Raw genomic sequence first — 23923 nt, 5'->3', positions numbered from 1 at the left:
GACACCGTGTACACCGTTCCCGACCAGACCGGACGTCACATCATCGTCACCGGCGCCAACAGCGGCACGGGCAAGGAGACCACCGCCCGGCTGGCCGCGGCGGGCGCAACCGTCACGATGGCCGTCCGCTCGCTCGACAAGGGGGAGGCTGCCCGCGCCGAGATCCTGACCCGGGTGCCGGGCGCCGACCTCCGGCTGCGCAGGATCGACCTCGCCGACCTGGCGAGCGTGCGCGCCTTCGCCGACGGGATGCTCTCCGACGCGGAGCCGATCGACACCCTCGTGAACAACGCCGGCGTGATGATCCCGCCCACGCGCATCGAGACCGTCGACGGCTACGAGCTGCAGTTCCAGAGCAACTTCCTCGGCCCGTTCCTGCTCACCAATCTGCTGCTCCCCCGCCTCCTCGAGTCCCCCGCGCCGCGGGTCGCGACCATGTCGAGCGGCACGGCCGACTTCGGGTCGATCCACTTCCGCGACCTGCAGTTCCGGGGGCGGTACAGCGCTGCGCGCGCCTACGCGCAGTCCAAGCTCGCCGACCTCCTCATGACGCTGCACCTGGCGGAGCTCTCGCAGACGAACGGCTGGGGCCTGCTCAGCACCGCGGCCCACCCCGGCTACACGCGCACCAACCTGCAGACCGCCGGGCGCAACCTCGGTCGCGAGAAGCCGCTGCAGCCGGCGAGCCGCACCCTCCTGCCGTCGCAGGGTGTCGAGCAGGGAGCGGAGCCGCTGCTGTTCGCCGCCGCCGACCTGGCCGCCGAGCAGGGGGCGTACTACGGTCCCTCCCGGATGGCACTGGTCGGGCCGACACACCGCGCACGCGTTCCGCGCAGCGCCCGCGGCCGCGACCTCCCCGCTTCGCTGTGGGCCGTCGCCGCGGAGCTGACGGGCGTGGACGCTCAGACCACGTTGGGCAGCGCGGCGGCCTCGAAGTAGGGCGCGGGTTCGGCCGACGCCACCGCCCACGCGCGCTCCAGCGCGGCGAACGCCCGCTCCGTCTCGTCTTCGGAGTATGTGATCGGCACCCGGAGGAACCGCTCGAACGCGCCGTCGAGCCCGAATCGCGGCCCGGCGGCGATGAGCAGGCCGTGATTGCGCGCCGCGAGGGCGAGCGCCGAGCTGACCGGCGCGCCGATGCCGATCCACGCCGCGAGGCCGCCGTGGAGGCTGGGGATACGCCAGTCCGGGAAGACCTGCGCCGCGAGCCGGCGCACGGTCTCGCGCCCGGCGGCCAGCTGCACGCGCCGCTCCTCCTTGATCTGGCGCGTCTGCGGGAGCATCCGCGCCACGACCAGCTGCTCGATCATCGGAGTGCCGAGGTCGGTGGACGGCTTGGCCGCGATCAGCCGCTGGATCAGCGGGCGCTCCGCGCGGATCCAGCCGATCCTAAGGCCTCCCCAGAGGCTCTTGCTCGCCGACCCGATCAGCAGCACCGGCGGATCGCCCGCCTTGCGGTGGGCGTACACCGGCAGCGGGAGGTACTCGCCCGCGCGGTCGATGTCGAGGTCGGCCGTCGTCTCATCGCCGACCACGATGGTCCCGTGCGCCGCCGCCGCCGCGAGCAGGCGCTCCCGGGTCGCCGGCGACATGGAGGCGCCGGTCGGGTTGTGGAAGTCCGGGATCAGGTAGGCGAGGGTCGGGTTCGCGCGCCGGATCGCCTGCTCGGCGGCGTCGGCGTCCCAGCCGTCGTCCTCCTCCGCCCCGAGCGCGTGCGGCGCGTCCGTGGGAGGGGTCACGGTGATCGGGAGGAGCCGCGCCCCGGCGAGTTTGAGGGCCTCCGTCGCGTGCGGATACGTGGGCATCTCGACGAGCGCCCGATCGCCGCGCGACAGGAAGGTGCGCGCGATGAGTGCGATGGCCTGCTGGGCGCCGACGGTCACGAGCACTTGGTCGGGCGAGGTCGGGAGGCCGCGCTCGGCGTACCGGTCGGCGATCGCCTGACGCAGGTGCGGGAGCCCGACCGGGTCGTAGCCGGAGTCGGGGAGGAAGTGCGGGAGCTCTTCGGCGGCGGCTCGCGCGGCGGCCGGGAGGGACGCGGCGGCGGGCAGGGCGGCCTTCGTGAAGTCGAGCATCCCCTCGCCGCCGGCCAGCGGCAGGGCGAGCGCCGGGCCGGGGAGGCGCGCGACGCTCCCGGAGCCGCGCACGCTGTCGAGGAAGCCGACCTCCCGCAGCTGCCGATAGGCGGCGCTGACGGTGGTGCGGCTGAGGTCGAGGCGCCCCGCGAGGTCGCGCTCGGCGGGGAGGCGGGTGCCGATCGGGATGCGGCCGTCGAGGACGAGCAGGCGCACCCGGTCGGCCAGCGACTGGTAGCCGGGGGCCGCGCCGCGCCAGTCGCCCAGGAGGGTTTCGAGCGAGCGGGCGGTCAGGTGCGCGTCGGACATGCGGGCCACTTTATCCGAATTGGCATCTTGATGTAAGGCCAATCGACCGATTGGATTGTCATCATGTCCCGGTTACTCCTCGTCCGCCGCGTCGTCCAGCTCCTGGTCGGCCTGTTCCTGTACGGCATCGCGATCGCGCTGATGGTCCGTGCCGGGATCGGCGTCTCGCCGTGGGACGTGCTGGCGCAGGGGGTCTCGTTCAAGACCGGCATCCCGTTCGGGCTCGTGACGAACATCGTCGGCCTGGTGGTGCTGGCGTTCTGGATCCCGCTGCGGCAGAAGCCAGGCCTCGGCACCGTGCTCAACGTCCTCCTGGTCGGGCCGAGCGCTCAGCTCGGGCTGTGGCTCATCCCGCAGCAGACCGAGCTCTGGGCGCAGGTGCTGCTCTTCGCGTCCGGCCTCCTGCTGCTCGCGATCGCGACCGGCCTCTACATCGGGCCGAAGCTGGGGCCGGGGCCGCGCGACGGCCTGATGACCGGCCTCCACGCCCGCACCGGGTGGCCGATCTGGGCGGTCCGCACGGCCATCGAGGTCACGGTGCTGATCATCGGCTGGTTCCTCGGCGGCGACGTCGGCATCGGAACGCTCGCGTTCGCGCTGCTGGTCGGCCCGCTCTGCAGTCTCACCCTCCCGTTCTTCGCCATCCGGCTCCCGGAGCCCGCGCCAGCGGTCGCCGAGCTGGAGGGCGAGCTCGAAGGCACGGCGGAGCAAGGCCCCGGCCTTCGTGGGGAGGGCGTGGGCGAGCAGGATGCCGTCCGTTTCGACGTGCGAGACGGCATCCTGCTCGAGTCCGACGCGTCGACGCGGTCGCGCGCCGCCGACCGGGCGGCGTCCCCGCTGGTGCGAGGCCCGCAGCCCGACCGCGCCCCCGCCGAGCCGCGCACCTCGCGTCCGTCGCGGCTCATCGCCGCGCACTGGCTCGACGACCGGCTCACCGGCCGCACCCGCCGCGCGCACGCGCGCCGCGCGTAGCCGCAGCGAGCCTCGACGCGCCGCCGAGCCGGGTGCGGCCGTGTCACCCGAGGTGGGCCGCGGCGTAGACGTGGAGGGCGTCGCGCACGAAGGCGGCGCCCTCGGCCCCGCCGTAGTTGGCGGCGAAGCGCGGGTCGGCCACGTACATGTCGCCGAGCCCCGTCAGGTAGGCGGCGGGCGGGCCGCCCTGACCGTAGCCCGGCGTACCCGGGATGTCGGCCAGCCACTGCCAGTGCCGCTGCGCGAGCGCCTGCGCCTCCTCGGAGGCCGGGTCGACCCCGCGCGCGGCCGCGGCCGTCCAGTCGGCGGCCAGCTGCTTCTGCCGCTGCTGCCAGCCTGCGCGCTCCTGCGCGGTCATGCCGCGCCACCAGCGGTCGGAGGCCGCGTACGCGTCCTTCCCCCAGCGCTGCTCGACCTCCTCCTTGTACTGGGTGTGGTCGAACCCGTCGAACATCTCTTCCGCCACGATCTCCTCTCCTTCCTCCACTGCGTGGATCGTCGCCTCGACCGACGCGATCTGCCGCGCCAGCCTTTCCCGCTCGCTGCGTAACCAACTCAGATGGTCGCGCAGGGCGGGCACCGCATCCTGCCGGTCGTCGAGCACTCGGGCGATGGCCGGGAGGCCGAGGCCGAGGTCGCGCAGCAGCAGGATGCGCTGCAGCCGCACCAGGGAGTCGCGGTCGTAGTGGCGGTAGCCGTTCGCGCCGATCCGGCTCGGAACGAGCAGGCCGAGGTCGTCATAGTGACGCAGCGTCCTGCTCGTGGTGCCGGCGATGCGCGCGATGTCCTGGATGCTCCAGTCGGCGGCGGCCTCCACCATGTCCGTTCCCCTCTCTCGTGGGCTGCGATCCACGCTAAAGGTTGACGTTACGTCAAGGTCAAGCACAAGGTCAGACGGTACTGTCTACCGTGTGCGCGCGATCCGTTCCCTGACCACCGTGGCCCCTGGCATCCTCTTCGTCGAAGGGCCGGCCTCCAACTGGACGGTGTTCCACGGCAAAGGGCGGGTGGAATTGGTCGACTGCGGCTACCCCGCCGACCGCCTCCTGGTCGAGGAGTCGATCCGCGCGGCCGGCCTCGACCTCTCCGCGCTCGCGCGCATCATCGTGACGCACGGGCACTCCGACCACCTCGGCGCCGCCCGGGCCTGGAACGAGCGCTACGGGGTGGAGGTGCTCACCAGTGCGAGCGAGCTGCCGAACGTCCGCCGCGAGATCACCGAGCAGGTGACCGTCGGCGAGCTGCTGCCGGTCGCCCTGAAGCGCGGCACGCTCGCCTGGGCCGTCGCGGCCATCCGCGCGGGCGGGCTGGGCGAGGTCGGCATCCCGTCGGCACAGGCGATCACGGTCGACGTGCTCGAGCTGTCGACCGGGCACCGCCTGGAGGTCGTGCCGACACCCGGCCACACGACCGGGCACGCCTGCTTCTTCGAACCGGAGGCCGAAGCGCTGATCACAGGCGATGCGGTCGTGACCGGGCACCCCCTCCTCACCGACGACGGCGAGCTGCAGCAGCTGCCGTCGTTCTTCCACCACGACGCCGAGCGGGCGGAGGCGAGCGCGCAGCGGCTCAGCCTGTGCGAGGCGCGGTGGGTGCTGCCGGGGCACGGCCCGGCGGTGCGGTTGTAGAGCCGCCCTACCGCTTCGCCTTCGCCGGCACCTTCGGCTGGTCGTCGGTGGGCGACGCCGTGCGGTCGCCGGACTCCACCGGCGGCACGGCCAGCTCGCCCGGCACCGCGAACTCGCCCTGGGCCCCTTCCGGCTCGCCGAGCGTGATCGGCGTCGAGTGGATGTGGATGCGCGCACGAGCGGCGGAAGCCGGGGCGAGCGGGCGGCGCGCGACGGGGCGCATGGGCTCGCCCCGACGGTCCTGGCCCGGCAGCGGGCGTGAGCGGCGGCCGTAGATCAGCGACGACGAGTCGAGCAGCCACGGCACGAGCGCGACCGTGACGCCGTGGCACAGCATGAGCTGCTTGCTCAGCCGGCGTGCGCGGTGGTTGTGCAGGAGGGACTCCCACCAGTGACCGACGATGTACTGCGGGAGGTAGACCGTCACGACTTCGGAGCCGTGCTCCTCGCGGCGGTGCTTGAGGTACTTGATGAGCGGCACGCCGAACTCGCGGTACGGGGACTCGATGATCGTCAGCGGCACGTGGATGTTCTGCTCGATCCACTGGCGCTGCAGCTTCTGCGTCGCCTCCTCCTCGATGGAGACGTGCACCGCCTCGATCGAGTCGTGGCGGGCGGCGATCGCGTAGTCGAGCGCCTTCAGGGCAGGCTTCTGCATCTTGCCGATCAGCACGACGGCGTGGTCGCCGACGCTGCCGAAGGTGGTGACGGGGTCGACCTCGATCTCCTTCTCGACGTCCCGGTAGTAGCGGTTCACGCCGAGCATCAGGAACCAGAGGATCGGCATGAAGATGAACACCAGATACGCGCCGTGCGTGAACTTCGTGATCGTGACCACGATCAGAACGACGAATGTGAGCGTCGCGCCGAAGGCGTTGATGCAGAGCGAGCGCACGATGCTGCTCCGCTCACGCGGGCCCATCGTCGCGGCGCCGTCCTTGCCGCTGCCGCGCAGCAGCGTGACCCAGTGCTTCACCATGCCGGACTGGCCGAGCGTGAACGACACGAAGACACCGATGATGTAGAGCTGGATCAGCTGCGTGAGGTTCGCCTGGTAGACCAGCAGCAGGATCGTCGCGGCCAGCGCCAGCAGGATCATGCCGTTGGAGTAGACGAGGCGGTCGCCGCGCGTGTTGAGGGCCTTGGGCGCGTACGAGTCGCGCGCGAGCACCGACCCGAGCAGCGGGAAGCCGTTGAACGCGGTGTTCGCCGCCAGCAGCAGCACGACCGCGGTCGCCGCCTGCACGATGAAGAAGAAGACGGTGTTGTTGCCGAAGGTCGCCGCCGCGATCTGCGCGATGAGCGAGCGCTGCGGGGAGGTCGCGCACTGCGCCCAGCCCTGGAGGTCGCAGGGGTTCTCGGCGTAGTGCACGCCGCTGATGAGCGCCGTGGCGGTGAGGCCGGCGAACAGGACGATCGCGATGCCGCCCATCAGGCCGAGCGTGGTGCGGGCGTTGCGGATCTTGGGGGTGCGGAACGCCGGCACTCCGTTGGCCACCGCCTCCACACCGGTCAGGGCGGAACAGCCGCTGGAGAACGCGCGCAGCAGGAGCAGGACGACACCGGCCTGCGCGATGTTCGCGGCGTGGACCGAATACGCCGCCGACTCGGCGACGGGCGGGTTGCCGAGCGCCGTGCGGACGAGCGCGGTGGCGATCATCACGAAGATGCTGCCGATGAAGATGTAGGTCGGGAGGGCGAACGCCTTGCTCGACTCGCGCACGCCACGCAGGTTGACGGCGGCGAGGATGATGACGCAGATCACCGCGAGCTCCACGCGCCAGGGCGAGAGGAACGGCAGAGCCGAGATCACGTTGTCGACGCCGGAGGCGACCGACACGGCGACCGTGAGCACGTAATCCACCAGCAGCGCGGAGGCCACGACCAGGCCGGCTTTCTCGCCGAGGTTCTTGTGCGCGACCTCGTAGTCGCCGCCGCCGGACGGGTAGGCCTTGACCAGCTGCCGGTAGCTCAGGACCACCGTGATCAGCAGGATGACGACCGCCGCGGCCACCCACGGGGCGAACGAGAGGAACGCCAGGCCGCCGAGCAGCAGGATCATCAGGAGTTCCTGCGGAGCGTAGGCGACGCTGGAGAGTGCGTCGGAGGCGAAAATCGGTAGGGCGAGGTGCTTCGGGAGTAGCTGTCCTTCGAGTTTCTCGCTCGGAAGCGGGTCGCCGATCAACCACCGCTTCGGGGATCTCCCCTCATTTGTCACGAGGGTCGAGAATACTCGCTGCGAAAACACTGTCAAGTCGGCGCGTTGCGTCGTCACCAGGATGTGATTCTGGCAACACTTGATCCGCTCCCCGCGAAGGGTCCGTTGCCGCGGAATCTCGCGGGAGGCGGCTCATCACGGGCCTCACTGGGAGTGAGATGAGCATGGCCTGAGACTTTCTGGAGTTCGTTCGGAAACCCGGTCTCACCGGCGGGTTAATTCCGGCCGATCGCCTCAGCGATCGTCCGTCGCACGCGCGTCAGTTCCTCCTTGAGCAGCGGCACCACGTTCGCCGGGAGCGCGCCGCGAGCGGCCTGGGAGCGGAGGTCGGTGCGCAACTGCTGACGGAAGTCGTTGATCGCGACCTCGGCCTCCCGAGCGGCCGCATTGGCTGCCGAGCGGGCGTCGCGGCTCGCGTCGCGCGCCTCCTGCCGCGGGTCCACCCGCGTCGCGTCGCGCTTGGCCTCCCGAGCGGCCGAGGCCAGCTCGGCCCGGAGCGTGCGCATCGCGTCGTTCACGCCGGCGCGCACCTCGTCGGCCAGCCGGCGCACGGAGTCGGTGACCTCGTCCTCGATCGCGTCGAGCTCGTGCTCGCGCGCCGCGAGCTCGGCGCGGCCGGCGTCGGTGATGGAGTAGACCGTTTTGCGGCCGTCGGTCGTCTTGGCGACGAGCCCCTCCTCCTCCAGCTTGGCCAGTCGCGGGTAGATGGTTCCGGCGCTGGGCACATAGGTGCCCCCGAAGCGGTCGCTGAGCGCCTGGATCAGCTCGTAGCCGTGGCGCGGCTCCTCCGCGAGAAGACTCAACAGGTAGAGGCGGAGGCTGCCGTGGGCGAAGACCGCGGGGGTCACGCCGACGCCTCCTTCTCGCTCACGGAGCGGAGCACCGACACGGCGCCCGACACGGAGTTGACGGAGATGTCGACCCAGTAGCCGTCGAGGCTGCCCGTGGTGGCCGTGTAGCCCTTGCCCGCGGAGCCGACCACCATGACGTTGTCGAGCTGCACGCGGCCGGAGACGGTGTTGGCGCGGTACCGCGCTCCGAGCGCCTCCGGGATGCGGATGGTCGTGTCGCCCGAGACCGTGTTCACCTGGATCTCGTCGGGAGTGCCTGAGATGTCGACCATGATGTCGGCCGACACCCCGTCGGCGCTGAACCGCGGGATCGAGCCGGTGGCCGTGATGTCACCGGAGACCGTGTGGGCGGTGATGCGGCCGGTGTGGGCGCGTGCCGACAGCTCCCCGCTGACCGAGTTGAGCTCGAGGTCGCCGACCAGGCCGTCGATGACGATGTCGCCGGAGACGGTGCTGAGCCGCGCGTCGGTCGTCAGCCCCGCGATCAGGGCGCCGGCGGAGACGACGCCGAACTTGAGCGCGACATCCCGCGGCACCAGCACGCTGATGTCGGCGCGGGCGCTCGACTTCATCGACTTGAAGACCTCGATGAAGTTGTCCCACCGCAGTTGGGGATGGTCGATCTCGAGGCGGTCGCCGTCGACCGAGACCTTGAGGTCGCGGCCGGACACCGAGTGGACCTCCACCCGTGCGCCCTGCTCGTCGTGCCCGATGATGTCGACCTGGCCGCCGAGCAGCCCGACCTTGAGGGAGCGGACGAGCTCCACGTCGATCGTGCGGCTCTCGCCCGGCTGGATCAGCCACTTCTCCTGTGCCATGGTTCTCGCGCTCCTTGCGTCGTTTCGTGCAGTGAGGCTCCGGCGGAGCCCTCGGTGACTCGCGATATATCGCGATGTTGACGTATTCACGATATATCGCGAGTTGGAGGAGCGCAAGCGCTTCTGACGGATCTCAGGGTCGGATCAGGGACATCCCCCACCCGAGGCGCTCAGCGGCGCAACCAGGGGTGCAGGAGGCGCGTGACGAACGGGAGGAGGAAGTAGGTCATCGTCGGCGTCAGGCAGAGCGTGGTGATGAGCACGGTCGCGAGCGGCCAGAGCTGGTGCCAACCGGGAACCAGATAGAACGTGAGGTAGCTGAAGGCGAGCGACAGCGGGAAGAAGCCCAGCCAGATGGTCACCGCCTGCTTCCAGCGCGGCGGGGCGGCCGGCACGCCGGGCTGAGGCTCGTCGAACCAGCCTTCGATGCCGGTGCGGCGCTCCACGCGTGACACCTCCACGAGCTCGCGGCCCTCGTACAGCCACTCGGCACGGGCGTCGGAGGCCTCCCACGCGTCGAGCGACGCTTCGTCCGCGAAGCGGTACAGCATGTGCCACTCGTGCGAGTCGGCCCGCGCCCTGACCCACCCGGATCCGAGGAAGCCCTCGTGGGTGTTCGCGAGGTTGACGCCGGCCTGCACCCAGTGGGTCACCTCCGCGAGGCGGCCGGGGTCGACGCGGCGGGTGATGGAGACGGTGACGGGGATGCGGTGGGCCTGGCTCGGGGTCTGCGCTTGTGGCTCGGAACGGGTCGGCTGAGGGCGGTGCGGCTCTTGTGGAGTCATGCCTCCATTGTCGCCGCTGCCGGTTACGGGGGAGTTTCGCGGCGGGTGCTAGGCCGTGCGGCGAACGGAGGAGATCCGCGTCAGTGCCGCCCGGATCTCCTCCATTCCCCGTTCTGGACGCAAGCGGGGCGACGGATCTCCTCCGTTTCCTGCCGCGCAGCTAACGGAGGAGCTCCGGTGCCGACTGCACGGGGAAAGCAGGCAGCGGAGGAGATCGGCAGGGATCGCGGGCGGAAGTCCTCCGTTCGCTACGCGCGACGACGGGGTCACGGCGGGTCGCGTCAGCGGGGGCCGATCAGCGAGCCTCCCTCGCGGACGACCAGGCGGGGAGCCACGAGCCGGTGGCGCGGGTCGTCGATGCCGGACTCGGGCCGCACGCGGCCGCCGTGGGCGCCGGTCAGCAGGTCGAGAACGCCGGCGGCGACGGCGTCGAGCGGCTGCCGCACGCTCGAGAACCCGAGGGAGGCGGCGACCGGGGTGTCGTCGTAGCCGATCACGGGCACTCGTCCGCCGGTCGCGGTGAGCGCGCCCAGCGCGAGCGAGTCGGAGGCGCACACGACCGCGTCGACGTCCGCGCGGTCGGCGAGCCGGCGCATCGCGGCCGCACCGAACGTGACGCCGTCCTGCGCCGTCTCTTCGAGCGCCGCGAGGGTCGCTCCGTCGACGGCGCCCGCCGCCGTCATCGCCTCCAGCCAGCCGGCCCGGCGGTCGTCGCCGGTGCCCGACCCCTCCGGCCAGCCCAGGTAGCCGATGCGCGTCATCCCGAGGTCGAGGAAGTGCCGCGTCGCGTCGCGGAGCCCCGCCCGGCCGTCCACGTCGACCCAGAGGTGCAGCGGGTCGGTCATGTCGTCGATGCCCCACGGCCGGCCGAACGTCACGAACGACTGGCCGTGCTCGATGAGCCACTCGGTCCTCGGGTCGCCGTGGAACGTGGAGGTCAGCACGAACGCGTCGACGTCGGCACCCTCGGAGAGCCGGCGGAACTGCTCGATCTCGTCCTCCGGGCCGGCGGCCGTGAACAGCAGCACCCGGAGGCCCTTGCGGTCGGCCTGCTCGGTGAGCGCGTGCAGGAAGCGGTCGAGCACGCTGCCGGAGATGCCGTCCTGGGTCAGCGGGTCGAGCCGGATGCCGATGGTCGAGCTCTTCTGCGTGCGCAAGCGGCGGGCGGAGGCATGGGGGCGGTAGCCTAGCGACCGGATGGCGGCCTCGACCCGCTCGCGGGTCTCCGGCCGCACGATGGCCGGCGTGTTCAGCACGTTGGAGACGGTCTGGCGCGAGACGCCGGCGACGTCGGCGACGTCGCTGACCGTCGGCTGCCCACTCATGCTGCTCCTTCCCCGACACGCCCGGGCTCGCCCGGAGGTTTTCTCAGACCCTACCGTCCGGTCGGCTCGTTCGTCGGCCGTGCTCGTCCGTGGTGCCGCTTGACACCTCCGGAGGCCGTGGTTATGTTGGCAGGGTCCCGGTTTGATCGTTCAAACTGCAGCGTAGCACTACCGAATTTGATCGATCCAAGGGACATGCGTGGCATCCCGCCCACGGTCTTCTTCACCCCCGAACAGCGTGGGCCCGTCTTCTCGGGCACACTCACAGCAAGGAGAGAAACACATGCGCAGAATCACATCCCGCTGGCTCGCGGGCGGCGCCGTCGCCGCCGCGGCCGCCCTCGCCCTGACCGCCTGCGGCTCCGGCTTCGGCGGAGGGAGCGGCAGCAGCGACACCGGAAAGCTCACCTCCTCGAACAAGGCGCTGACGGTCATGATCGGCTCGTCCGGCGACGCCGAGACCGCCGCTGTCAAGTCGGCCGTCAGCGACTGGTCGAACAGCTCGGGCACCAAGGCCAGCGTGGTGGCGGCCAGCGACCTGAACCAGCAGCTCTCGCAGGGCTTCGCGGCGAAGAAGCCGGCCGATGTCTTCTACCTGTCGACCGACGCCCTCGCCGGCTACGCCTCCAACGGATCGCTGCTGGCCTACGGCGACCAGCTCTCCAACAAGAGCGACTTCTACCCCAGCCTCGTCAAGTCGTTCACCTACGACGGCAAGTTCTACTGCGCGCCGAAAGACTTCTCGACGCTGCAGCTCATCATCAACAAGGACATGTGGAGCGCGGCCGGCCTGACCGACAGCGACATCCCCAAGACCTGGGACCAGCTGGAGGCCGTCTCCAAGAAGCTGACCGCCGGCGGCCACGTCGGCCTCGGCATCTCGGGCGAGTACGCCCGCGTCGGCTCCTTCATGGTGCAGGCCGGCGGCAACCTGATGAACGACGACAGCACTAAGGCGACCGCGAACAGCGACGCCAACGTCAAGGCGCTCGACTTCGTCAAGCAGATGCTCACCGCGGGTGACCTCAAGTACGCCAAGGACCTCGGCGCGGGCTGGGGCGGCGAGGCGTTCGGCAAGGGCCTGGCCGCGATGACCATCGAAGGCAACTGGATCACCGGCGCCATGAAGTCGGACTACCCGAACATCAAGTACCAGGTCGCGGAGCTGCCGAAGGGCCCCGCCGGCGCCGGCACCCTCCAGTTCACCAACTGCTGGGGCATCGCCGCCGACAGCCCCAACCAGGCCGCAGCGCTCAAGCTCGTCGAGAAGCTGACCAGCAAGGACGACCAGCTCGCCTTCTCCAAGGCGTTCGGCCCGATGCCGTCGATCAAGTCGGCCGCGTCCGAGTGGAAGTCGGCCAACCCCGACCTCGTCCCGTTCCTGGCCGCCGCGGACTACGCCAAGGGCGTTCCGACCGCCAAGGGTTCCGCCGATGTCGTGACCGACCTCAACAGCAAGCTCGAGACGCTGGCGACGAGCGATCCCAAGACGATCCTCGACACCACGCAGAAGAACCTCGAAGCGCTTCTGAAGTAAGGACCGCAGCCACCATGTCGCAAGCCACGAGTCGGTCTCGCCGTTCCGTAATCCGGCGCGGCGAGGCCGCCTCGGGGTGGTTGTTCACCGCCCCGGTCATCCTGCTCCTCGGCGTCTTCCTGGTCATCCCGGTGCTGATGGCGCTGTGGGTCAGCTTCTCCGACTGGGGCGGACGGGGCAGCCCCTTCTCGTCCGACGTGAACTTCGTCGGGCTCAAGAACTACTCGACCCTGCTCGCCGGCGGCGGGCTCGCCGAGCAGGACTTCGGGATGTCGCTGAAGAACAACGCCTGGTACGTCGTGCTGGTCGTCCCCATCCAGACCGCCGTCTCGCTCTTCCTCGCGGTGATGGTCAACCGCGCCATCCTCCGCGGCCGCGGCTTCTTCCGCACCGCCTTCTACTTCCCCTCGGTGACCAGCTCCGTCGCGATCACCGTGCTCTGGCTGTTCCTGTTCAGCACCTCCGGGGCTGTCAACCAGGTGCTCGCCTGGTTCGGCATCAACGGCCCCAACTGGTTCAACGACCCGAACGGGATCATCCACAACTTCCTCGGCCTCTTCGGCATCACCACCGGGCCGGCGGCGCTCACGCAGAACACGCTGCTCGGCGTCTCCTGGTGGGACTGGCTGGGCGGCCCGTCCGTCGCGATGACCGCGTACATCGTCATGGCGGTGTTCACCACGAGCGGTACGTTCATGCTGCTCTTCATCGCGGCCCTCCAGAACCTCGGGGGCGACGTCACCGAGGCGGCGATGATGGACGGCGCGAACGGCTGGCAGCGGTTCTGGCGGATCACCCTCCCGCAGCTGCGCCCCACGCTCTTCACGGTGCTCACCCTGGGCCTCATCGGCTGCTGGCAGGTGTTCGACCAGATCTACACCGGCAGCAAGGGAGCGCCGAGCAAGACGACGCTGACCCCGGCCTACCTCTCGTATCAGACCTCGTTCGGCAACCAGGAGTGGGGCCAGGGCGCGGCGATCGCCTTCATCCTCTTCGTCATCATCGTGCTGTTCACGATCTTCCAGCGCTGGGTGCTGCGCGAGCGAGCGGTGTCCAAGCGGCGGATGCGGCCCTACGAGGCCGTCGCTCTCGCCTCCGCTCTCCCCGGCGACTCGTCGGGCTCGGCCGCCAAGGGAGGCCTCCGATGACCGCGACAGCCGTGACCTCCGAGTCGACCGCATCGCCGCGACGGTCGTCATCGCACCCGGCCTCCCCGCGGCCGGCGGGGCGCCGGCGGCGGTCGACCGGGAGCATCGTCGGCACCTCGATCACGTACGCGATCCTCGTCGTGCTCGCGGTCGTGTACATCATGCCGTTCCTCATCCAGGTCGCGACCTCCTTCAAGACCGACGCGGACGCGACGGCGAACCCGGTCTCGCTCATCCCCCAGGTGTGGACCACGGCCGCGTACACCAAGCTGTTCCTCAACTCGGACTTCCCGATCTGGTTCATGAACTCCGCCATCGTCACGGTGGTCGTGACCCTCGGCCGGGTCTTCTTCGATTCGCTCGCGGGCTACGCGCTGGCCCGGCTGCACTTCCGCGGCCGCGGCTTCGTCTTCGCCGCTCTGGTGGCCGTCATGTCGGTGCCGATGGTCGTTCTGCTCATCCCCAAGTTCCTGGTGATCAACCAGCTCGGCATGTACGACTCGTACTCGGGCATGATCATCCCGCTGCTCACCGACGCGGCCGGCGTGTTCATCATGAAGGGCTTCTTCGAGTCCATCCCGGCCAGTGTGGAGGAGCAGGCGCGCATCGACGGCGCGGGCACCTTCCGGGTGTTCTGGTCGATCGTGCTGCCGATGGCGCGGCCGGCGCTCATCACGATCATCATCCTGTCGTTCCAGGGCTCGTGGAACGAGCTGGCCCACTTCATCGTCTCGACGCAGGACCCGGCCCTCACGACGCTCACGAAGGGCGTGGCCGGTCTCGCGAGCGGCCAGCTCAGCCAGGGCAGCCAGTACCCGCTCAAGCTCGCGGCGGCGGCGATCATGACCATCCCCGTCGCGGTGCTGTTCTTCGTCTTCCAGCGGCGGATCATGAACTCCAGCGAGGGGGCGGTGAAGGAGTGACGGCGATCGCACCCACGATCCTCGCCACCTGCGGCGGGCTCGTCGCCGGCGACTGGACCGACTCGCTCTACGGCCCCCTCCTCCATCACGCGATCGAGCTGGCCCGCGTGGTCGGCCGCGCGCCGCGCGTGACGCACATCAACACCGCCGGCGGCGATCAGCGGCACGTGGAGGGCGCGGAGCTGGAGGCGGCCCGTACAGCCGGTGTCGACGCGAGTCACGTGCGGTTCTTCCCGCACCCGAACATCGCGGACCTGCGCGACCACGTGCTGTCGCAGGATGTCGTGTGGGTCAGCGGCGGCAGCCTCCTGAACCTGCTCGCCGTGTGGCGGGCGCACGGGCTGGACGGGATCCTGACCGAGGCCTGGCGGCGCGGCGTCGTGCTGGCCGGCGGCTCGGCGGGAGGCCTCTGCTGGCACGAAGGCGGCACCACGGCCTCCCGCGGACCGGAGATCTCGGCACTGCGCGACGGGCTGGGACTCGTGCCCGGCTCGCTCGCGGTGCACTACGACTCCGACCCGCGGCGCCGGCCCGCGCACCAGGCGGCCGTCGCCTCCGGGGAGCTGCCGGAGGGCTACGCCCTCGAGGAGGGCACCGGGCTCGTCTACCAGGGCACGACCCTCGTCGACGTGGTCTCGGAGCGTGAGGGCGCGGCGGTCTGGCGCGTCTCGCGCTCCGGCGACGCTGCCGCCGGCACCTCCACCGTGACCGAGACCCGCATCACCCCGCGCGTCCTGCCGACCCTCGCATCCACCGCAACCGCATCAACCACCACCACGACCACCACCCCCGCCACGATCGAGGAGGCGCGAACGCCCCGATGACCCAGCCGCTCCAACCCCTGCTGCACGACAGCGTCGTTCTGCTCACCGCCCCCAGCCAAGCCTGGTCCGCCGCGGACGGCACGGTCGACGGCAACGGGATCCACGGGTTCTACCACTCCGACCTGCGCGTGCTCGACCGCATCCTCCTGACCATCGGAGGAGACCGGCCCGAGCACATCGCGACGGCGGGACCCGACGCGGCGACCGCGGTCTTCACCGCATTGGCCCGGCGTATCGACGACGCGACGGCCGACCCGCGCGTCCGCATCGACCGCACGCGCACGGTGCGCGAGGGGAGGCTGCACGAGCGCATCGAGCTCCGCAACGCGCTCGGCAGCCCGATCGCGACGACCGTCACGGTTTCGCTGCGCGGCGACTTCACGCCCATGCAGACGATCAAAGCGGGGCTGAGCGGCGCGGAGCACCCGGTCTCGGCCTCCGTCTCGCAGGACGGCGTCGAGTTCCGGTCGCGTCAGGTCACCGCGCGGCTGACGGCCGTCGGCGCGCGTATCGCACTCGACGACGCGGACGCCTGGATGGACTGGGACGTCGAGGTGCCTGCCCACGATCAGGTCGCGCTCGAGTGGACGGTCGAGGTCGACGACCCGACCGCGGTCGTCGCCGGCGCGGCGCCGTCGGCCGACTGGGCCGCGTTCCGGGCGGCAAGCGGCGACTCCCGGCTCGCGTCGTGGCTCGACCGCGCGCTGGCCGACCTCCAGTCACTGCGCATGTCGACGACGGCGCGACCCGACGACGTGTTCCTCGCAGCCGGCGCCCCGTGGTTCTTCACCCTCTTCGGCCGGGACTCGCTGTGGGCGGCGCGCATGGTCCTGCCGCTCGGAACCGACATCGCGGCCTCCACGCTGCGCGTACTCGCGCACTTCCAGGGCGCCGAGAACGTCGCCGAGACCGCCGAGCAGCCCGGCAAGATCATGCACGAACTGCGGCCGGCCGCGCTGACCATCCCTGGCGAGGGAGTCGTGCTGCCTCCTCTCTACTACGGCACGGTCGACGCGACGGCGCTGTGGATCGGTCTCCTCCACGACGCCTGGAAGTGGGGCCTGCCCGACGACCAGGTGCGCGAGCTGCTGCCGGCGCTGCAGGCCGCCCTGACCTGGATGCGCGACTACGGCGACAGCGACGGCGACGGGTTCCTCGAGTACGTCGACACCACCGGGCACGGCCTCGCCAACCAGGGCTGGAAGGACTCCGGAGACTCCATCCAATGGAGGGACGGCACGCTCGCCGACGGCCCGATCGCGCTCTGCGAGGTGCAAGGGTACGCCTACGAGGCCGCGATCGGAGGCGCAGAGCTGCTGGAGGCGTTCGGCCTGCCCGGCGCCGACGAGTGGAGGGAGTGGGCCGCCGGCCTGAAGGCGCGCTTCGCCGAGGCGTTCTGGATCGACGACCCGGCCGGCGCCTACCCGGCCGTCGCGCTCGACGCCGCCAAGCGCAAGGTGGACACGGTGACCAGCAACATCGGTCACCTCCTCGGCACCGGCATCCTCACGCCCGAGCAGTCGGCCCTGATCGCGCGGCGCCTGGCATCACCGGAGCTGTCGTCCGGCTACGGCCTGCGCACGATGTCGACCGACGCGGGAGGCTTCTGGCCGCTCAGCTACCACGGCGGCTCGGTCTGGGCGCACGACACGGCGATCGCGATCACCGGGCTGGCCCGCGACGGTCACGTCGCCGAGGCGGACGAGCTGGCCGACGGCCTCCTGGCCGCCGCGGCGGGCTTCGGCTACCGGATGCCCGAGCTGCACTCCGGCGACTCGGCCGCCGAGACCGCATCGCCCGTGCCGTATCCCGCCGCATGCCGGCCGCAGGCGTGGTCGGCCGCGGCCGCCGTCGCCGTGCTCTCCGCCCGGCTCGGCCTCCGCGCCGACGCCCAGGCCGGAACGCTCGACGTGCGCCCGAGCCCGCGCGCGGGAAGCATCCGCGTGAGCGGCCTCCGCTTCGCGGGCGCACCCCGCGACATCGAGGTCTGACCTCGCCGGCATATTCCCCGAGGGGCACGTAGTTGTCGCTTCAGACCCTCCGAAGTGACGACAACGTGCCCCTCGGGCGTTCCGGCGTCAGATCTGGGCCATGATCTGGCGGGCGATCACGCGGCCGGCGCGGTTGGCGCCGATGGTGCTCGCCTGCGGCCCGTAGCCCGCCAGGAAGATCCGCGAGTCCTGCCAGGCGAGTCCGGACGCGACCGTCAGGCCTCCCGTCTTCTCGCGCAGCTTGAGCGGGGCGAGGTGCCGCAGCTCCGGCCGGAAGCCCGTCGCCCAGATGATCGTGTCGGCCTGCGTCTTCGAACCGTCGTCCCAGACGACACCGTCGGGCTCGATGCGGGCGAACATGCCGCGCTCCACCAGGAGCCCGCGGTCGATGCCCGCGGCGATGCGCCGCGTGCGCGGCACGCCGGTGCCGCTGACGATGCTCGGGAGGGCCTGCCCTGCACGCGCGGCGGCGTCTTGCGCGGCGACGGCCGCGACACCGCCCTCGATCGTGAGCTCGGACTCGTCGCGGAAGTCCACCGGCCTCCGCGTCGCCCAGGTCAGTTCGCCGGCCACGCCCTCCAGCTCGAGGAGGAAGCCGATCGCGCTGGTGCCCCCGCCGACCACCACTACCGACTGCCCGGCGAGCTCCTCCGCTGACGAGTACGACGAGGTGTGGAGGTGCCGCCCGGCGAAGTCGCCCATGCCCGGGTACCACGGGATGAACGGAGCGCCCCAGGTGCCGGTCGCGTTGACGACGATGCGGGTGCGCGTCTCGCCCCGATCGTGCGCGACGACCAGGTCGGCGCCGCGGTCGAAAACCCGCGAGACCGTCACCGGGCGCTGCACCGCGAGACCGAAGTGCTCCTCGTAACGGCGGTAGTAGCCGGCCACGATGTCCTTGGCCGGCAGGGTGCGATCGGCGGTGTCGAAGCTGAGTCCCAACTCCGACATCCCTGGGAGGTCGTTCACGTGGTGGGCGCTGCCGAGACGCAGCGCGTCCCAGCGATGCTGCCACGCTCCTCCCGTGCCGGGACCACGGTCGAGGATCACGAAATCCTCTCCGGGAGTCAGCTCGAACCGGCGCAGGTAGTAGGCGACCGCGAGCCCGGCCTGCCCAGCGCCGACGATCACCACCTGGGTGTCGGTCATGCCACTGATCACGCGCTCATTCCATCATCCGACGCTGTGCGACTACTCGGGGTCTCTAGGGGTCACCATGCTAAACTCGACGCTAGTTTTCACTATTTCTGTTGGATCCCCGGGTGACATTCCCCGGGCAGGATCAAAAGGGGGTCACGCATGGGGCGCGGCCGTCAAAAGGCAAAGCACACGAAGATCGCTCGCCAGTTGAAGTCGTTCAGCCCGAACGTCAACTACGACGCACTCGAGCGCGAGCTGACCGGGCATTCCCACCACGACGACGAGCACCAGTACGACGCGTGGGCCGACTACGAGCCCGAGGGCGCCGACGAGTACGACGACGCCGACGAGGACTACGAAGAGACCGAGACCGAGACGCCGAAGCGCGCCTGACCGACGCCTCCCGCGAACGGCGCGATTCATCACGAATGTCGCCTCGCGTCAGCGGCGCGTGGCGCTACAGCCACCCTTGACGCGTGGCGATCGCGACGGCCTCGGAGCGATTGCGCGCGCCCGTCTTGCCGATCGCGTTCGACAGGTGGTTGCGCACGGTGCCGTCGCTGAGATGCAGCCGACGGGCGATGTCGGTGATCGTGCCGCCCTGCCCGGCGACCGCGAGCACCTCGGCCTCGCGCGCCGTCAGCGGTGAGGCCCCGGAGGCCAGCGACTCGGCCGCGAGCGCGGGATCGACGACGCGGAGGCCCGAGGCGATCCGACGCACCGCGTCGGCGAGCTGTCCCGACGGGGTGTCCTTCACGATGAATCCCGCGGCGCCGGCCTCCATCGCCCTGCGCAGGTAGCCGGGCCTCCCGAACGTCGTCACGATCAGCGAGCGGCACGACGGCAGCGCGGCCTGAAGCTGCGCCGCCACCTGGATGCCGTCGAGGCCCGGCATCTCGACGTCGAGCAGCGCGACGTCGGCCGCCGCGGAGCGGGCCGCGTCGAGCACTTCGTCTCCGCGGCCCACCTGGGCCACGACCTCCAGGTCTGGCTCGAGGTCGAGGAGGGCCGCGAGCGCCCCGCGGACGAGCGCCTGGTCGTCGGCGAGCAGCAGGCGGATGGTCATGGCAGCCTCCGGACGGTGAGCAGGGTGCCGCCGCGCGGCCCGGCCTCCACAGTGAGGGCGGCGCCCGACTCCCCCGCGCGCGCCGCCAGCCCGGCGATGCCCGACCCCCGCACGAGGTCGCGCCGGTCGGAGCCGAACGGCGCTGGCCCGCGGCCGTCGTCCTCGATCCGCAGCACCTCGGGCTCGACGGTGACCCAGCAGTTGCGCGAACCGGAGTGGCGGATGACGTTCGTCACGCCCTCCCGCAGCACCCAGCCGAACAGCTCGCGGAGGTCGGGAGCGACCTCCTCGCCGTTGCGCGGGAGGTGCGCCTGGATGTCGGCCGCCGCGAGCCCCGCCTGCGCCGCGGCGAGCTCTGTGGAGAGGCTCATCTCGCGGTAGCCGGCCACGGCCGCGCGGAGGTCGGCCAGCGCCGACCGGGTGAGCCGCTCGATGTCGGCGAGCTCGTCCTCCGCCCGGCCCGGGTCGACCGGGATGAGCCGGCGGGCCAGCTCCGACTTGACCGTCACCACGGTCAGCGAGTGGCCGAGCACGTCGTGCATGTCGCGCGAGAACCGCGCCCGCTCCTCCACCACTGCCAGCCGGGCGATCTCTCCTTGTGCGTTCCGCAGCCTCCGGAGGGCGTCGATCTGGCGGGCGAAGGCGCTCATCATGATGCCGATGGAGACCGTGATCAGCGCGATGAACCAGTTGTCCTCGAAGGTGCCGGTGAGCAGGAAGACGATCAGCTGCACGGCGCCGAGCGCGCAGATGATGATGGTCGACACCCACGTGCGAGCGATCGCCATGCCGGCGACGCAGGCGACGTATACCCACGTCCAGAGCGTCGCGATGCCGATGAACGGGATGAGCGTCAGCGTCAGACCGAAGTAGACCAACACCCCGATCAGCCGCGTGCGCTCGCCCTCCCACCAGAGCACCGGAGGGAGGGCGAGGAAGCCGACGTAGACCAGGGTCAGGAGGGCGGTCGCGACGATCTTCGTGCCGAGGTCGCCGGAGGAGGTCCAGAGCCCGCCGAGGACCGAGATCTGGTACAGGAGGCCGATGACCGCGCCCGGATACCAGCGGAAGGCCGACCGGTGCGTCAGCCGCGCCCACACCCCGACGGGGCGGTACTCGTCGACGTCGCTGCTGAACACGTCCCTACCCTAGCCAGCTTCGACCGGGTCAGCCGCGGGCCGCGTCGCGGCGGTAGCGCCACACGATCAGCGCACCGAGCGCGAGCGTCCAGGCGGTCAGCACCACGGCCGGGGTGAGGGCGTCGCCGCTCTGCAGCGCTCCGAGCTGGCCGACTCGGTTGAGCCAGTACGACGGCACGGCCTGTGCGACGTTCGCCACCCAGGCGGGGAAGATCTGCAGTGGGATCCACAGGCCTCCCAGTACTGCCATGCCCATGAAAACGGCCATGAACAACGGCTGCGCGAACTCGGGCTTCGCGAACTGGCCGATCAGGATGCCGAGGAGCGCGAACGGCACGAGGCCGCACCAGATGCCGAGGCAGGCGAGCAGCCAGCTCCCGACGGGAAGCGCGGGGTGGTAGAGCATCACCGACACCGTCACGATGACGACGATGCTGAACAGAGCGAGCGCGAGCGCGGCGACCACCTTGGAGACCAGATAGCCGGTGCCGCTCAGCGGCGTGATCCGCAGCTGCCGGTTCCAGCCGAGAGATCGCTCGGTGACGATGGTGAAGGCCTGCGACAGCGCGGCCATCATGCCGCCGTACGCCGAGACCTGGATGGTCGTGACGACGATCCACGGGAGGTGGGTGACGGCATCCACCTGGCCCCGGCCTCCGAACGTGCCGCCGAAGGCCAGCAGCATGACCAGCGGGACGGCGAGGGTGAAGATCATGGCCCGCATGTTCTTCAGCTGGCGGAGCGACTCGCGCCCCAGGTAGGCGATGCTCATCGGACTGCTCCTTCCGGGTCGCGCTGCTCGGTGAGGGCGAGGAAGGCCTCGTCCATCGTGTGCGCGGTCACTTCGATGTCGTGGAGGTCGTCGTGCGCGGCCAGCAGGCCGCGCAGGGTGGCGTCGGAGTCGTCGCTGACGATCGTCAGCAGGCCGGCGCGGTGCTCGACGGTGCGCACGCCCGGCAGAGCCGAGATGGAGGCTGCGGCGTCGGTCGTCCAGGCGAAGCCGGCGGTGGCGCGGATGCGGCGCCCGGACACGACGGCCTTCACCTCGGTGGGCGTCCCGTCGGCGACGATCCGCCCGCGGGCCAGCATGACGATGCGGTCGGCGTAGGTGTCGGCCTCGTCGAGGTAGTGGGTGGCGAACACGACGGTCCGGCCCTCCGCGGTGAACTCCCGCATCGAGAGCCAGAACGTGCGCCGCGCCTCCACGTCCATCGCCGCGGTCGGCTCGTCGAGGAAGAGCAGGTCGGGGTTCGACACGACGGCGACCGCGAACCGCGCGCGCTGCATCTGGCCTCCCGAGAGCTTGGCGACCCTCTGCTTGGCGATCTCCGTGCAGCGCGCCCGTTCGAGCGCCTCCGCGACGCTGAGCGGGTGTTTGTGCGCGGCCGCGACCAGAGCGACCGACTCGGCGACGGTGAGGGTCGGGAGGAGGGCGCCTCCCTGCAGCATCGCGCCCACGCGACCGTCGCGGATCGCGCGCCGGGGGTCGGCGCCGAAGAGCTCGGCGGTTCCGGAGGTCGGCCGGCCGAGGCCCAGCGCGAGGTCGATGGTGGTGGACTTGCCGGCGCCGTTGGGGCCGAGGAGGGCGACGACCTCGCCGGGGCGCACGGTCAGGTCGACGCCGTCGACGGCGGTCAACGACCCGAAGGTCTTGCGCAGACCGGAGAGGCGGATGGCTGGTGTCTCGTTCACGTCTCCCAGACTGGCGGCCCGGAGGCCTCCCTACGCAGGGCCTCCGTCAGGGTCTGGGGGTGACATTTGTCATGCTGTCGCCGGGCCGCTGGTGACGGCTACGAGAACGCGTCGCGCGAGCGGACCGCGCGGAACAACCCGATCACGCCGGCGATGCCGCCCGCCGTGACGAGCAGGGCACCGAGGATCAGGAGGAGGTCCTGGCCGATCGGCTGGGCAGGGCGCGCCGCGGTCGCGGTCGGATCAGCCTCCGGGAGGGCGGAGGCCGGCCCGGCTGCGTCACCGCCTCCGCTCGACGTCGCGACGGTGGCGGCGGGCGCCACCGGCACGGCCGGGAGCGACACGGTCGCGACGCCGGTCGCGACCGGGATCGATGCCCGGGTCAGGACGACGAAGAACCTCGAGGAGGGCGACCCCGCCTGCCGTGAGAGGAGCGGAACCGTCGCCGTGGCGCTCGACTGCCCGTCGGCGAAGGTGACGTTCCCCGTGGTGGCGACATAATCCGTCCCGGCGGAGGCCGTGCCGTCGCTCGTCGTGAACGCCGCTGTCGCCGGCCCGACCGGGCTCGGGCGCGTGACCGTGACGAGAACGGTCCGGCTGCCGGCGACCACGCTGTCCGCGACGATCGTGAGCGGCCCGGAGATCGGCACGACCGTGAGGGCGGCGGTCGCCGTCGCCGGGCGGAGTGTCGAGTCGGCGGCCGGGACGAACTGTGCGGTGAGCGTGTGGTCCCCAAGCGCCGGCACGGGGAGGTCTGTGCGGGCGACACCGCCCGCGGCGACCGGGACCGTGGTCGGCGCGGCGTCGTCGAACGAGAACGCGACCGTTCCGTCCTCAGGCGGCCCGAGCAGGAACCGCGAAACGACCGCCGTGACGGCGACCCGGCCTCCGTCGGCGGCGGTCGTCGGTGCGCTCAGCGTCACGGCGGTGGCGTCGGTACACGACGGCACGGACGCGTCCACGGTGGCGGTGGCACCGCCGAGGTTCCAGGCGAGGGTCGGCTCGGCGGCCGCGTCGAGGGTGAGCAGCCAGGCAGCGTGATGGTCGCCGGGAAGGAAGGTCGACGGCTGCCCGCGGTCGGGTGTCCCCGGCACGAAGTCGTTAGTGCCGGAGCCCGGTGCGACCTCCACCGGCACTGCGGCGGTCGAGCGGTACCCGAGGACGACCGTGCGCGAGGTGACGGCGCCGAGCGGTGCGTCCTGGACGCAGTCGACGACCGGCGTGAGGGAGGCCGCGGGCGCGGGGGGGCCGGCCGGCGTGGCCTCCGCGGGCGCTGTCGCCAGGCCGAGTGCCGCCGTGGCCGCGAATGCCACGATCCCGAGCACGCATGCCACACGAATGCTGGCATGCGGAGGGGTCACAGCGGCCACTCTAGCGGGCGGCTGCGCGCGCTCGCGCCTCCACGAAGGGGTCACGCGGTCGATGCCTCGCCGAGGGGCACGTTGTTGTCCCTTTCGGGGCGCGAAAGGGACAACAACGTGC

22 protein-coding genes are annotated in these 23923 nt (G+C 71.1%); 9 read left to right on the top strand and 13 right to left on the bottom strand.

Translation table 11 applies throughout. From position 1 onward, the window contains the following. The first annotated feature begins 6 nt into the window (after positions 1-6). Positions 7-939, top strand: a complete 933-nt coding sequence (locus tag ASF88_RS00700) for an SDR family oxidoreductase (protein WP_055912868.1) — start codon at positions 7-9, stop codon at positions 937-939. Here the strand turns inward: ASF88_RS00700 and yczR are convergent. Then, entirely contained in the window at positions 903-2384 is a 1482-nt protein-coding gene (yczR, locus tag ASF88_RS00695; RefSeq protein WP_055912866.1) for a MocR-like transcription factor YczR, read from the bottom strand. The two genes, ASF88_RS00700 and yczR, sit on opposite strands and share 37 nt — an antisense overlap. Positions 2385-2447: 63 nt before the next feature. On the opposite strand from yczR, the gene yczE reads away from it, so the two are divergent. Beyond that, entirely contained in the window at positions 2448-3356 is a 909-nt protein-coding gene (gene yczE / locus ASF88_RS00690) for a membrane protein YczE (RefSeq protein ID WP_327063226.1), read from the top strand. Between the two features lie 43 nt (positions 3357-3399). Here yczE and ASF88_RS00685 read toward each other — a convergent pair whose 3' ends face one another. Next, on the bottom strand, positions 3400-4176 hold the full coding sequence (locus ASF88_RS00685; protein ID WP_055912860.1) for a MerR family transcriptional regulator: 777 nt from the start codon (positions 4174-4176) through the stop codon (positions 3400-3402). A 91-nt stretch (positions 4177-4267) separates the two neighbouring features. On the opposite strand from ASF88_RS00685, the gene ASF88_RS00680 reads away from it, so the two are divergent. Continuing rightward, on the top strand, positions 4268-4984 hold the full coding sequence (locus tag ASF88_RS00680; protein ID WP_055912857.1) for an MBL fold metallo-hydrolase: 717 nt from the start codon (positions 4268-4270) through the stop codon (positions 4982-4984). Positions 4985-4991: 7 nt separating this feature from the next. Here ASF88_RS00680 and ASF88_RS00675 read toward each other — a convergent pair whose 3' ends face one another. The 5 genes from ASF88_RS00675 to ASF88_RS00655 form a co-directional block, all read right to left on the bottom strand. Continuing rightward, a complete protein-coding gene (locus ASF88_RS00675; RefSeq protein ID WP_235493346.1) occupies positions 4992-7169 on the bottom strand; it encodes an APC family permease in 2178 nt (725 codons plus the stop codon). Between the two features lie 248 nt (positions 7170-7417). Next, entirely contained in the window at positions 7418-8050 is a 633-nt protein-coding gene (locus ASF88_RS00670; RefSeq protein ID WP_055912855.1) for a PadR family transcriptional regulator, read from the bottom strand. After that, complete coding sequence (locus tag ASF88_RS00665; RefSeq protein ID WP_055912852.1) at positions 8047-8871, bottom strand: DUF4097 family beta strand repeat-containing protein; 825 nt, start codon at positions 8869-8871, stop codon at positions 8047-8049. Before ASF88_RS00665 ends, ASF88_RS00670 begins: the two co-directional genes overlap by 4 nt. A gap of 170 nt (positions 8872-9041) precedes the next feature. After that, positions 9042-9656 carry an antibiotic biosynthesis monooxygenase gene (locus tag ASF88_RS00660; protein WP_082518657.1) on the bottom strand — a complete coding sequence of 205 codons (615 nt, stop codon included), beginning with the start codon at positions 9654-9656 and terminating at the stop codon, positions 9042-9044. A gap of 281 nt (positions 9657-9937) precedes the next feature. Further along, positions 9938-10981: a LacI family DNA-binding transcriptional regulator gene (locus ASF88_RS00655; protein WP_055912850.1), complete on the bottom strand. Its 1044-nt coding sequence runs from the start codon at positions 10979-10981 to the stop codon at positions 9938-9940. Positions 10982-11264: 283 nt separating this feature from the next. On the opposite strand from ASF88_RS00655, the gene ASF88_RS00650 reads away from it, so the two are divergent. Genes ASF88_RS00650 through ASF88_RS00630 form a run of 5 tightly spaced genes read left to right on the top strand, consistent with a single transcriptional unit; the run spans position 11265 to position 17404 of the window. Next, the gene (locus ASF88_RS00650; protein WP_055912847.1) at positions 11265-12518 is read left to right on the top strand and encodes a sugar ABC transporter substrate-binding protein; all 1254 of its coding nucleotides are present in this window, start codon (positions 11265-11267) and stop codon (positions 12516-12518) included. A gap of 14 nt (positions 12519-12532) precedes the next feature. Beyond that, positions 12533-13666: a carbohydrate ABC transporter permease gene (locus ASF88_RS00645; RefSeq protein WP_055912845.1), complete on the top strand. Its 1134-nt coding sequence runs from the start codon at positions 12533-12535 to the stop codon at positions 13664-13666. Then, positions 13663-14589 carry a carbohydrate ABC transporter permease gene (locus ASF88_RS00640; RefSeq protein ID WP_055912842.1) on the top strand — a complete coding sequence of 309 codons (927 nt, stop codon included), beginning with the start codon at positions 13663-13665 and terminating at the stop codon, positions 14587-14589. Before ASF88_RS00645 ends, ASF88_RS00640 begins: the two co-directional genes overlap by 4 nt. Continuing rightward, positions 14586-15413 carry a peptidase E gene (locus ASF88_RS00635; RefSeq protein ID WP_082518656.1) on the top strand — a complete coding sequence of 276 codons (828 nt, stop codon included), beginning with the start codon at positions 14586-14588 and terminating at the stop codon, positions 15411-15413. Before ASF88_RS00640 ends, ASF88_RS00635 begins: the two co-directional genes overlap by 4 nt. Continuing rightward, entirely contained in the window at positions 15410-17404 is a 1995-nt protein-coding gene (locus tag ASF88_RS00630; RefSeq protein ID WP_082518655.1) for a glycogen debranching N-terminal domain-containing protein, read from the top strand. Before ASF88_RS00635 ends, ASF88_RS00630 begins: the two co-directional genes overlap by 4 nt. Positions 17405-17491: 87 nt before the next feature. Here ASF88_RS00630 and ASF88_RS00625 read toward each other — a convergent pair whose 3' ends face one another. Then, complete coding sequence (locus tag ASF88_RS00625) at positions 17492-18553, bottom strand: NAD(P)-binding domain-containing protein (protein ID WP_055912839.1); 1062 nt, start codon at positions 18551-18553, stop codon at positions 17492-17494. Positions 18554-18703: 150 nt separating this feature from the next. Between ASF88_RS00625 and ASF88_RS00620 the strand changes: the two genes are divergently transcribed. Further along, complete coding sequence (locus tag ASF88_RS00620; RefSeq protein WP_055912837.1) at positions 18704-18937, top strand: DUF3073 domain-containing protein; 234 nt, start codon at positions 18704-18706, stop codon at positions 18935-18937. A 64-nt stretch (positions 18938-19001) separates the two neighbouring features. Here the strand turns inward: ASF88_RS00620 and ASF88_RS00615 are convergent, their stop codons facing one another. The 5 genes from ASF88_RS00615 to ASF88_RS00595 form a co-directional block, all read right to left on the bottom strand. Continuing rightward, positions 19002-19610, bottom strand: a complete 609-nt coding sequence (locus ASF88_RS00615; RefSeq protein WP_055912834.1) for a response regulator transcription factor — start codon at positions 19608-19610, stop codon at positions 19002-19004. Beyond that, positions 19607-20749, bottom strand: a complete 1143-nt coding sequence (locus ASF88_RS00610; protein ID WP_055912831.1) for a sensor histidine kinase — start codon at positions 20747-20749, stop codon at positions 19607-19609. The genes ASF88_RS00615 and ASF88_RS00610 overlap by 4 nt, the downstream gene beginning before the upstream one ends. A gap of 28 nt (positions 20750-20777) precedes the next feature. Further along, positions 20778-21521, bottom strand: coding sequence for an ABC transporter permease (locus ASF88_RS00605; protein WP_055912828.1), 744 nt, complete (start codon positions 21519-21521; stop codon positions 20778-20780). After that, on the bottom strand, positions 21518-22441 hold the full coding sequence (locus ASF88_RS00600; RefSeq protein WP_082518653.1) for an ABC transporter ATP-binding protein: 924 nt from the start codon (positions 22439-22441) through the stop codon (positions 21518-21520). Before ASF88_RS00600 ends, ASF88_RS00605 begins: the two co-directional genes overlap by 4 nt. 98 nt (positions 22442-22539) lie before the next feature. Continuing rightward, on the bottom strand, positions 22540-23802 hold the full coding sequence (locus ASF88_RS00595) for a Calx-beta domain-containing protein (protein ID WP_162242549.1): 1263 nt from the start codon (positions 23800-23802) through the stop codon (positions 22540-22542). Between the last annotated feature and the right edge of the window lie 121 nt (positions 23803-23923).

The organism is Leifsonia sp. Leaf336 (assembly GCF_001423695.1).
GTDB lineage: Bacteria > Actinomycetota > Actinomycetes > Actinomycetales > Microbacteriaceae > Leifsonia.
Note: the sequence above shows the minus strand (reverse complement) of the source record. Positions and strands in the feature narration are given on the sequence as shown.

Excerpts from the sequence above, each read along its gene's own strand:
- ASF88_RS00615 (WP_055912834.1), bottom strand. The coding sequence starts at position 19,610 with ATGACCATCCGCCTGCTGCTCGCCGACGACCAGGCGCTCGTCCGCGGG.
- yczE (WP_327063226.1), top strand. The coding sequence starts at position 2,448 with ATGTCCCGGTTACTCCTCGTCCGCCGCGTCGTCCAGCTCCTGGTCGGC.
- ASF88_RS00655 (WP_055912850.1), bottom strand. The coding sequence starts at position 10,981 with ATGAGTGGGCAGCCGACGGTCAGCGACGTCGCCGACGTCGCCGGCGTC.
- ASF88_RS00665 (WP_055912852.1), bottom strand. The coding sequence starts at position 8,871 with ATGGCACAGGAGAAGTGGCTGATCCAGCCGGGCGAGAGCCGCACGATC.
- ASF88_RS00625 (WP_055912839.1), bottom strand. The coding sequence starts at position 18,553 with ATGACCGACACCCAGGTGGTGATCGTCGGCGCTGGGCAGGCCGGGCTC.
- ASF88_RS00620 (WP_055912837.1), top strand. The coding sequence starts at position 18,704 with ATGGGGCGCGGCCGTCAAAAGGCAAAGCACACGAAGATCGCTCGCCAG.
- ASF88_RS00605 (WP_055912828.1), bottom strand. The coding sequence starts at position 21,521 with ATGAGCATCGCCTACCTGGGGCGCGAGTCGCTCCGCCAGCTGAAGAAC.
- ASF88_RS00650 (WP_055912847.1), top strand. The coding sequence starts at position 11,265 with ATGCGCAGAATCACATCCCGCTGGCTCGCGGGCGGCGCCGTCGCCGCC.
- ASF88_RS00640 (WP_055912842.1), top strand. The coding sequence starts at position 13,663 with ATGACCGCGACAGCCGTGACCTCCGAGTCGACCGCATCGCCGCGACGG.
- yczR (WP_055912866.1), bottom strand. The coding sequence starts at position 2,384 with ATGTCCGACGCGCACCTGACCGCCCGCTCGCTCGAAACCCTCCTGGGC.
- ASF88_RS00685 (WP_055912860.1), bottom strand. The coding sequence starts at position 4,176 with ATGGTGGAGGCCGCCGCCGACTGGAGCATCCAGGACATCGCGCGCATC.
- ASF88_RS00645 (WP_055912845.1), top strand. The coding sequence starts at position 12,533 with ATGTCGCAAGCCACGAGTCGGTCTCGCCGTTCCGTAATCCGGCGCGGC.
- ASF88_RS00630 (WP_082518655.1), top strand. The coding sequence starts at position 15,410 with ATGACCCAGCCGCTCCAACCCCTGCTGCACGACAGCGTCGTTCTGCTC.
- ASF88_RS00660 (WP_082518657.1), bottom strand. The coding sequence starts at position 9,656 with ATGACTCCACAAGAGCCGCACCGCCCTCAGCCGACCCGTTCCGAGCCA.